Source organism: Pseudomonas sp. CFII64 (genome assembly GCF_000416235.1).
Lineage (GTDB): Bacteria > Pseudomonadota > Gammaproteobacteria > Pseudomonadales > Pseudomonadaceae > Aquipseudomonas.
On the sequence record NZ_ATLO01000006.1, the window covers coordinates 25,853 to 34,642 of the forward strand.

General features: G+C 57.6%; 9 protein-coding genes. 3 read left to right on the plus strand and 6 right to left on the minus strand.

The genetic code is table 11. From position 1 onward, the window contains the following. Positions 1-186 precede the first annotated feature (186 nt). Positions 187-1,281 carry a Gfo/Idh/MocA family protein gene (locus CFII64_RS03385; RefSeq protein WP_020289361.1) on the plus strand — a complete coding sequence of 365 codons (1,095 nt, stop codon included), beginning with the start codon at positions 187-189 and terminating at the stop codon, positions 1,279-1,281. Between the two features lie 140 nt (positions 1,282-1,421). Here CFII64_RS03385 and CFII64_RS03390 read toward each other — a convergent pair whose 3' ends face one another. The 3 genes from CFII64_RS03390 to CFII64_RS03400 all read right to left on the minus strand — a co-directional run bounded on the left by CFII64_RS03390 (position 1,422) and on the right by CFII64_RS03400 (position 4,227). Next, the gene (locus CFII64_RS03390) at positions 1,422-2,327 is read right to left on the minus strand and encodes an AraC family transcriptional regulator (RefSeq protein WP_044901142.1); all 906 of its coding nucleotides are present in this window, start codon (positions 2,325-2,327) and stop codon (positions 1,422-1,424) included. A 120-nt stretch (positions 2,328-2,447) separates the two neighbouring features. After that, the gene (locus tag CFII64_RS03395) at positions 2,448-3,122 is read right to left on the minus strand and encodes an HAD family hydrolase (RefSeq protein WP_020289363.1); all 675 of its coding nucleotides are present in this window, start codon (positions 3,120-3,122) and stop codon (positions 2,448-2,450) included. A gap of 184 nt (positions 3,123-3,306) precedes the next feature. Further along, positions 3,307-4,227 (minus strand): AraC family transcriptional regulator, encoded by a 921-nt coding sequence (locus CFII64_RS03400; RefSeq protein WP_044901136.1) that lies wholly within the window; start codon positions 4,225-4,227, stop codon positions 3,307-3,309. A gap of 86 nt (positions 4,228-4,313) precedes the next feature. Between CFII64_RS03400 and CFII64_RS03405 the strand changes: the two genes are divergently transcribed. Next, complete coding sequence (locus tag CFII64_RS03405; RefSeq protein ID WP_020289365.1) at positions 4,314-5,282, plus strand: oxidoreductase; 969 nt, start codon at positions 4,314-4,316, stop codon at positions 5,280-5,282. A gap of 282 nt (positions 5,283-5,564) precedes the next feature. Here CFII64_RS03405 and CFII64_RS03410 read toward each other — a convergent pair whose 3' ends face one another. Beyond that, a complete protein-coding gene (locus tag CFII64_RS03410) occupies positions 5,565-6,440 on the minus strand; it encodes a LysR family transcriptional regulator (RefSeq protein WP_020289366.1) in 876 nt (291 codons plus the stop codon). Between the two features lie 239 nt (positions 6,441-6,679). On the opposite strand from CFII64_RS03410, the gene CFII64_RS03415 reads away from it, so the two are divergent. Beyond that, complete coding sequence (locus CFII64_RS03415) at positions 6,680-7,549, plus strand: NmrA/HSCARG family protein (RefSeq protein ID WP_020289367.1); 870 nt, start codon at positions 6,680-6,682, stop codon at positions 7,547-7,549. Between the two features lie 29 nt (positions 7,550-7,578). On the opposite strand, the gene CFII64_RS03420 is transcribed toward CFII64_RS03415, so the two are convergent. Both CFII64_RS03420 and CFII64_RS30005 read right to left on the minus strand, forming a co-directional pair. Beyond that, positions 7,579-8,508: a FecR domain-containing protein gene (locus CFII64_RS03420; RefSeq protein WP_044901137.1), complete on the minus strand. Its 930-nt coding sequence runs from the start codon at positions 8,506-8,508 to the stop codon at positions 7,579-7,581. Then, positions 8,477-8,790 (minus strand): hypothetical protein (locus tag CFII64_RS30005; RefSeq protein ID WP_020289369.1); only part of this gene is annotated, 314 nt, incomplete at its 5' end. The genes CFII64_RS03420 and CFII64_RS30005, both read right to left, overlap by 32 nt.

Below are 8,790 nucleotides of genomic sequence, written 5' to 3' on the forward strand. Positions count from 1 at the left end.
GGGCAGGGAGCGAAAAACAGGGCATCGCTCCAATCACTGCGGATCAATCACTCCACAATCAGACGATTCACACGCGGCCATTAGCGCCATTTGTGTCCGAAGTGTTCTGCCCTTTGGCCAGTTTTTCCCTACGCGCTCACTCCATAGACTCCACCTCGACAACCATTACCTTGCGACGACTTCCCCATGACAACCAAACACTCACCGATTCGCGTCGGCATCATCGGCGTAGGCAACTGGGCTCGCCACGGCCATCTACGCGTGCTCAACCTTTTACCGCAGTACCATTTGCAGGCGGTCTACAGTGAGCGCCATGAACGAGCCGAAGCAGCAGCCAACGAGTATTCGATCTCTCAGATCGCCGACTCGGTTGACACACTGGTTAATAATCCCGAGGTTGACCTGGTAGTGGTGCTCAATACCGCGCCCCAGCATGAATCAACCGTTCGTGCCGCCATTGCTGCTGGCAAGGATGTCTACTGTGAATGGCCATTGACCACCACTACGGCTGACTCACAGAGCCTGTTGCAACTGGCCAACAAGGCAGGTGTGCGTCACATCGTCGGGCTGCAACGCCGTCATGCACCACACAACCGTTACCTGCAGGACTTGCTTCAACAGGGGTACGTCGGCAAGGTGCGTTCAGTCCGGATGCACGTCAGCATGAATTACTTCCAGGCCGTGCGACCCAATGCACTGCGCTGGACCGCACCGGAGGAAAACTTCTCCAGCGTAATTTCAATTTACGCCGGCCATTTCCTGGACATGCTCTGCACGGAGACTGGCTGGCCACTCAGCGTATCAGGCCTGATGGCCAGCCAGTTCCCGCAGGTGACCATCAGGGAAACCGGCGAAGTACTGCCGAGCACCGCGCCTGACCAATTAGTGCTGAGCGGCCTGCTATCGGATGGCGGCGTTATCTCCATCCACATTGAAGGCGGCAAGCGGAACGGATCCGGCGTGCAAATCGATATCACGGGCGATCAGGGCGACCTGAAAATTACCAACCGCTCAGCGTTTGGCGATGTCGGTGACGACTATGTCATCGAGGGCGCGCATGGCGATAACCTGACGCTGGAAGTGCTGCCCGTGCCTGAAAATTATCAGCGCCTTCCGGTCTCATCATTGCCATCAGCAGTGCTGGAGCTGGCAGAGCTCTATCATGTGCATGCACAAGATATTGCCGAAGGCACCCATGCGGCGGCGACGTTCAACGATGCATTACGCCTGCATCAATTGCTAGATGCTGCAAAAAGCGGAATTCAATCGCCCCTCAATTAAGGAGCGACGATTGACGGGTGTGGAATTCGTCGAGATCGATCATATCCAGATTGCCCATCGTCGACGCATCGGTGCGGGCTCGTTCGCAGAGTGCGGTGAACTCCAGCAAGTCGGCGGGCCGCAGAACTGCCCAACTGCGTCTAGATACCTTTACGAAGTCGACCCGGCGCCTCGCCATATATCTCCTTGAACTTCTTGCTGAACGCCGCTTGGGATTGATACCCAACCTGCACAGCAATATCGCTTAACCCGAGATGGGAATGACTCAGCAGGCTGAATGCCAATTCCATACGGATCTGAGTGAGAAGTACCCAAGGTGATACACCGGCCACCTTCGTGAACAGACGCATGAACGTTGCGCGAGACATGTTCGCAGATTCGCACAGGCCTTCGATGGTCCAGTCACGTCCAGGCTCTTCCAGCATGGCTTGCCAAGGCCGGCTGAGGCGCTTGTCGGTCAGCAGGGCCAGTGTGCCCGTGCTCTGGTCATGAGTCGCAATATGGGCGCGTAGCATCAGGGTGAACAATGCCTGCGACAACGCATCGAGCATGAACTTCGCCCCAGCTTGCTCACCGTCCGCTTCACTGCGCAGCAGTGCGGTCAGCATTGTCATCGGTTCACGAGATGATAAAGCGCCGCAAGAAATAACCAGGAACGCCGGCAATGCAGCAAACAGGAGCGACGCGCGGTTGTAGTGGAAACGGCCGCAGAGCATATCGAGGTCGGGACTCGCGCCACCAATGCGATGCACGGGCAATAAGCCGCCCGAGATAACCTGTGATTTGGTTGGCGCGACCATTTCGCCGGAACTGTGTATGAGATGCGCGACACCCGATGGCGATAAGAGAATGTCCCCCGCCGCCATCTTTACTCGCTGACCGTCGGGAAATACAACCCGGCATTCGCCAGCAAGAACAACGTGATAAGGCGCCACGCCCAAAGCTTCCTGGTGATGCTCCAACGCCCAGTCACCCTCGAACTGGCAGCGCAGATCCAGACTGCCGCGCACGTTGGCCAGCGAGATAAGCTTATCAATCGAAGTCATTTTGGACGCACAGAAGAAAATGAGTGGTTCGAACAAATCCTGCTGATGGAGGCAGTCAAGACTGTGCGCGTCGAAACAGTATACCCAACTCGTCACCTTGGCCAAGGTCGGCTCGGATGCTCACGGGCGAGACGCAACCTCATCCAGATGGTTGAGCAAGTCCAGCGGATCCTCATAGACTCTCAGTGCCCCTGCCCGTTCCAGCTCACCGATGTCATAGCCGCCCGATAGCAAACCAATACCTGTCGCTTTGCAGCGTCTAGCGGCCAGCATGTCCCACACAGCGTCACCGATCACCAGGCACTCTTCGATTGCGACATCCATGCGGCGCGCCGCTGCCAGAAATAAATCCGGGTCAGGTTTACCGTATTTCACGTCATCACGAGTGATGATTTTGATCTCATCCAAATCCAGCCCAAGTGCCTTCAGATTGATCCTGGCCGTATCTGTGCCCCCGCTGGTCGCAATACACCAGTCGATATTGGCGTCGGTTAGCGATTCGAGAAGGTCTGTAGCACCCGGAAGCGCAATGATCTGCCCCTGAAGTCGCGCATAGGCTTGAGCGTGTTTTTCACTCAGGCGTTCGGCCTGCTTCGCGTTGATATCCAACCCTGTCTCGCGAGACAAAGACTTCAACATGAGACCGCCGCTCATCCCGATTTTTCGGTGTATGCGCCACATCGCCAGAGCAATATCCTCTGAGTCGAGGGCTTCTTTCCAGGCCGCTACGTTTTGGTAAACGCTATCTGTCAGCGTGCCATCAAGGTCGAATATGAAGGATGTTTGAGGTCGCATAGGGATTCTCTTCAGAGGGGAGTGACCGTCGGCGAACGATCGTGTACTTCACCGCACGATTGCTCTACGAACACTGCTCAAGCAACCGGCTACTACTTCGAACGCGTTACGCCTGGTGCGTTCGATGTTTCGATGCACCGCCGCACCCTCCCCCTCGGGTATTCCTGCGCCGGCTGAACACGCCCTAAGGCAAGGTTTCCCGGCGATATTGCCCTGGCGATTTCCCGTGGACCCGACGAAACGCAACGCCAAACGCTGCATCGGACAAATAGCCCAGTGAAGCCGCGACGGTTGCGACGCTGTCCATGCCATTGCGCAAACGCGCCGCCGCCACTCTCATGCGCCAGCGCGTAGCATATTCGACAGGCGCCAGCCCCACTCGCGCCTTGAACAATGCAGCAAAACCGGATCGGGACATGCAAGCGACATCGGCCATTTCAGCCAACCTCCAGGGCTTTTCGGGGGCACCATGAATGGCCTGGAGTACCCCGGCGAGGGCCGGATCCCTCAGCCCTGCCAACCAATTCAGATCAGCAGCGTCGGCAGTGCTGATGTGATGGCGAAGCGCATGAACGAAGATCAGCCGCAACAGGTCATTGCACATCGCGTGCGCGCCAGCGTGGTTCGAACGCCATTCGCGATCCAGTTCATCGAGCAGCCAGCGGAACGACAAGGCACCTTCGGACCCGGCCCGGATGATGAGTGCAGCCGGCAGCACATCGAGCAATTGCGAGGCGCCAGGGCCCACCAGCGAAACGCTGCCGCCGAGCAACTCGACGTCGTCACCCACGCCAAATGTCGCCGATGCCCCAGCGTCGGAGAAGACATCAGCGGCATCCACTGCTTCCACGTCCGGCCCGCTTCCCAATATGAACGGCGTGCGCGAAACCACAAAACAGTCGCCGGCCAGCAAAAGGCGCGCCGGCATCCCGTGCAGGCGCAGCCAGCACTCGCCTCGCCGCACAACGTTGAATTTCAACTCGATGGGCCGGAAATTCAACGCCCAGACGCCTCCCGCCTGCAATCGAACAGAACACGCGGCTCGCAGCCCTGACAGTGCCAGAACATCGGACAGTGGATCAGATACGGCATTTTGGATGATCACGACAGATAATCGGATTTATCAGACTGGTTCGTCCAGCAATCTTAGAGAAGAATGGAGTGCTTCGATACTTGACCGGGAGATTTCTTATGACGACGCTTCAGCAACCCATACAGACGCCGTTCAACGCTGCAAGCACCGCAGCCCAAGTCATGGCCGGCGTTGATCTGCGGGGGAAACTTGCCATCGTCACTGGCGGCTATTCCGGGCTGGGTCTGCTGACCTCAAAAAGCCTGGCCGAGGCCGGTGCGCGCGTTATCGTGCCGGCCAGAGATGTGGCACGCGCACACGCCACCCTGGCCGGGATCGAAAGGGTCGAAGTGATGGAGATGAATCTCATGCAGCCCGCCTCGGTTGAAGCCTTTAGCCGAAGCGTGGTCAACAGTGGTCAGCCGGTTTCCCTGCTGATCAACTGCGCCGGGGTGATGGCCTCGCCGCTGATGCGGGACGCCGACGGCCATGAAAGCCAATTTGCCACCAACCATCTCGGTCATTACCGTCTGGTGTGCGGGCTGTGGCCAGCGCTCGTTGCTGCGGGCGAAGCGCGTGTGGTTTCGGTATCGTCGCGAGGGCATCAGATCGCAGGAATAGATTTTGACGACATTGATTTTCTGCACCGTCCTTACGACAAGTGGATTGCGTACGGTCAGTCAAAGACCGCTAACGCACTGTTTGCCTTGGCACTTGATAACCGCGGACGTGACCAGGGCATAAGGTCATTTTCGCTGCACCCAGGTCAAATCCTCACCGACCTGAGCCGCCATCTGAGCAGCACAGAAATAGCCGCATTCGACGTGATGGATGAGCACGGTCAGCAGCGCCTGAACCCTGAGACAGGGCTAAAAACCCTGGAGCAAGGCGCTGCAACCGGCCTGTGGTGCGCGACCAGCGCCATGCTTTCAGGTTCGGGGGGTGTGTATTGCGAGGACTGCAATATCGCGGCACTCAGTGAATCGGAGACGGGTCGAAAGGGCGTGGCGAAATGGGCAGTGGACCCAGAAGCCGCCGAACGTCTTTGGCACGTATCCGAGGCATGGACAGGGATGACATTGCCATGACCCGGGTGACGCGTAACAGGCCACTTCACGGTCGATGCTGTTGCAAAATCGGGTTTCCCAAACTGTCCAAGCATCGATCCGTGAAAGCGCCTTTGTACCAGGCTGCCAGGTGAAATCTCAGCCTGAGAACCTCTGCAAAGATTCAGGATTACGAGTTCAGACGCGTACGTTTCTGCCATGGAAACCAATGTCGAGTTTTCAACAGAATCGGCCAGGAGCGGACGTTCCCGGGTGACTGCTACGCCCCAATATAGAGGGGGCATCAGTCAGGGGCGAAGAATTCTATCCTTTCAGAACAAGCGACATGTCTGAGTATTTGTCATACATAAAATCGACGAATGCGCGAACCTTTGGAGCCGCAAGGCGCCTGGACGTATGCAAGACCCAAAGCGCTGGCTCAACACCTGACACCGTGCCCCACTGAACCAAATCACCACGGGCAAGCTGGTCCCATGCAATGGACTGCGGGATGAGGGCTGCACCGCCACCGGCTATGGCCGCATCGCGGACCATTAGCAATGAAGAGAACCGCATTTTCGGGATCGGCTCCAGGACCAACTGCCCGCCATCGAGACTCCAGTGGGTGGGCTGGAACGTTGAGGTCACGATGGCCGGAACGGGTCTGATCGCGCCGGGCATCGGCCTGGGTATTTCAGGCGCTGCGACAACTATCAGCCGGTCCCTGGCGAAACACCGGCCGACCAGGCTGCTATCCGGGCTTGGATTGACTCGAATGGCGACGTCAAATTGCTCCTCAACAAGGTCGACGATGCGATCTTCCGCCACGACCTCAATCAAGACTTGCGGATAGACCGCACAGAATTCGGCGCCAATCCGCCCCATCGCAAGCTGTGAGAACAGCAGCGGAGCGGCGACTCGCAAAAGTCCGCGAGGCGTAGAAACGCCTTCACGTGCAGCCGTCAACGCTTCGGTCACTTCACTCAGCGGCCCATCAGTGCGAGACATCAGCGCCTCACCGGCGTCGGTGAGTTTCAGACCACGCGCGCTGCGCTCAATCAGCCTTACGCCCAGTTGTTCTTCAAGATCGGCGATTCGGCGCGACAAGGTGGCTTTGGAAATACCGCTGGCACGGCTTGCCTTTCCCAGCCCCGAATGGGTGGCGACGAGAATGAAATCGCTCAGCGCGTTCAGGTTCATGATGTTCCATATTTGAAACGAGGTGTCTATATCTTGTGATCTTCGTTTTGTAAGTGCAACGGATTACTTTCTCGTCATCGGAGCCAGCGGCACGCTTCAGTCGAGGATCGGCGTGATAAATGGCTTCGCTGATATCCCCAATGCAATCGAACGCAATCGCACGGTTTCAGGCACTGACAAGGTCGGTGCGGGCTCCACTCTCTGATCCACCCCCCTATATTCAACGCAGGATTTATAAAATGAGCATTCTGGTTATTGGTTCCACGGGCACGATTGGCTCACTCGTCACTCAAGGCCTTGCTGATGCGGGCGCCGAGGTTAAAGCCCTTGTGCGCCAAGCGGGCAAACGGGAACTCCCGGCAAACGTCACCGAAGTTGTTGCAGACCTCACTGACGTCGCTTCGATGCGCGTTGCGCTCTCGTCGGTGCGCACCCTGTTCTTGCTCAATGCCGTGACGCCCGACGAGGTAACCCAGGCCCTTATCACGTTAAACCTTGCTCTCGAGGCTGGTATCGAGCGCATCGTTTATCTTTCAGTGATTCATGCCGACAAGTTCACCAATGTTCCGCACTTCACTGGCAAGCATACCGTTGAGCGCATGATCGAGAGCTTCGACATGCCTGCAACTGTTCTGCGTCCGGCTTACTTCATGCAAAACGACCGCATGGTCCAACAGACGATTCAGAACTACTCGATATACCCAATGCCCATCGGTTCGGCGGGCGTGTCGATGATTGATGCGCGCGACATCGCAGATGTCGCCGTTGCAGAATTACTGCGGCGCGACAAGGCATCCACTGCGCTTGAAGGTGTAACGCTGGATTTGGTCGGGCCGCAATCGCTCACCGGCGCGTCCGTGGCGAAGACCTGGAGTGCAGCTCTGGGCCGCGAGATTGGCTACGGGGGTGATGACCTGGCCGCTTTCGAAGACCAACTGGCTTCGTATGGTCCCACCTGGCTCGCTTACGACATGCGCCTGATGATGGCGGGTATCCAGACCTTCGGCATGCAATCAACTGAAGGAACGGTAGAGAAGCTTCAGACCATCATCGGGCACCCGCTGCGCACCTACGAGGACTTTGTGCGCGAGGCCGTTGCCGAGGTTTAAGCAGCCATGGCCAAGGGCTAAGTTGAGACTTAACGCACTACACACTCCACAGCGGCGCTTGATCCTGACGAGGTGGCCTTGTTTGGCAATGACGAAGAGAACGCTGGGGGCGGCGTAAACGCTAGCGCCGGGGATGCTGGCACTATGACCGGCGGCTGCGTGAAACTGGGGGTATAGCCAAACTGCCCTGCCGCGAAAGTTGAGGTTCCGCCGCGATTGGTGAGGTTAATCAAGCCATCAATGACGTGAACGTATAAACCCGGCGGCAGATTCGGACCAGGAGCCGGGACGACCGCCGCGAGAGTCGACAGACTGCCTGCAACCTTCGAATCCAGCCAGGCAACCGCTCGGGCCAACCGGTAGGAATAACGGGCGGCGATGACGGACGTAAACGCGCCGTAGGATGTATCACTCTGGATGGCTGCGGCCTCGAATTCAGCTCCCGTCAACGCCAGATAGCGGGAAAGACGCCCAATACTGGCAACCGCCTTGGGCTCCGGACGATACTGCACCACGACACTGGCCGATCGCAGGGCAATGCTTGCAGCCGGGGTCACCAGGGTCACGCGATCAAGGCTGCGTTGCCCAAGCTTGCCGACGTCGGAACGCATGCCGCCCTGCTTCAGGGTCAACAGCAATTGGTCCTGCGCGGGCATCGACGCGTCGTAGACATAGGTATTCAGCGTCACCACTGTATCAGGCTGCAACGTGAGCTGACTGTCGTCGCTGAAGCGGATCTGCGCATAACCCTTGCCCTGGGTCGAAACCGTATCCCCCGCCTCGACCGTCGACTGAACACTTAGAATCCGCATACTGCCATCCGCTTTATTCACGAACAGCGGTCCACTCAAGTGAGTGACGATCCCTACCCCTGGCGCGGCCTGAGCCCATGCCGCCGAGGCCAGAAGCGTAGCCAACAATAGCGACTTAATTGCAGTACATTTTTTTCGCGAGTTCATTTTTTGTACTCAGGGGACTGGATGCAAGGGCACTGGACGGAGCGTCATCTTTCTTTTCCGCTTCACGGGATTTATCACTAATAAGCGGCGTTTCGTTGAACGTCTGATCCAGCGAATTGTTTGTATTGCGAACCAGTTGCTCAGTCGCCTGCTGCACGGGCTTCGAGGGCTCCGATGTGGTCGATGGCGTCGTGACCTGACAGAGCGCAGAAGTAGACGACACAGAACAGGTTTCTTTGGCCGCGGCATCAGCAGCCGCTTTGGCCGCAGCATCGGCAGCCG

Coding starts and splice junctions, on each gene's coding strand:
- CFII64_RS03385 (WP_020289361.1), top strand. CDS start 187: ATGACAACCAAACACTCACCGATTCGCGTCGGCATCATCGGCGTAGGC.
- CFII64_RS03390 (WP_044901142.1), bottom strand. CDS start 2,327: ATGACTTCGATTGATAAGCTTATCTCGCTGGCCAACGTGCGCGGCAGT.
- CFII64_RS03395 (WP_020289363.1), bottom strand. CDS start 3,122: ATGCGACCTCAAACATCCTTCATATTCGACCTTGATGGCACGCTGACA.
- CFII64_RS03405 (WP_020289365.1), top strand. CDS start 4,314: ATGACGACGCTTCAGCAACCCATACAGACGCCGTTCAACGCTGCAAGC.
- CFII64_RS03410 (WP_020289366.1), bottom strand. CDS start 6,440: ATGAACCTGAACGCGCTGAGCGATTTCATTCTCGTCGCCACCCATTCG.
- CFII64_RS03415 (WP_020289367.1), top strand. CDS start 6,680: ATGAGCATTCTGGTTATTGGTTCCACGGGCACGATTGGCTCACTCGTC.
- CFII64_RS03420 (WP_044901137.1), bottom strand. CDS start 8,508: ATGAACTCGCGAAAAAAATGTACTGCAATTAAGTCGCTATTGTTGGCT.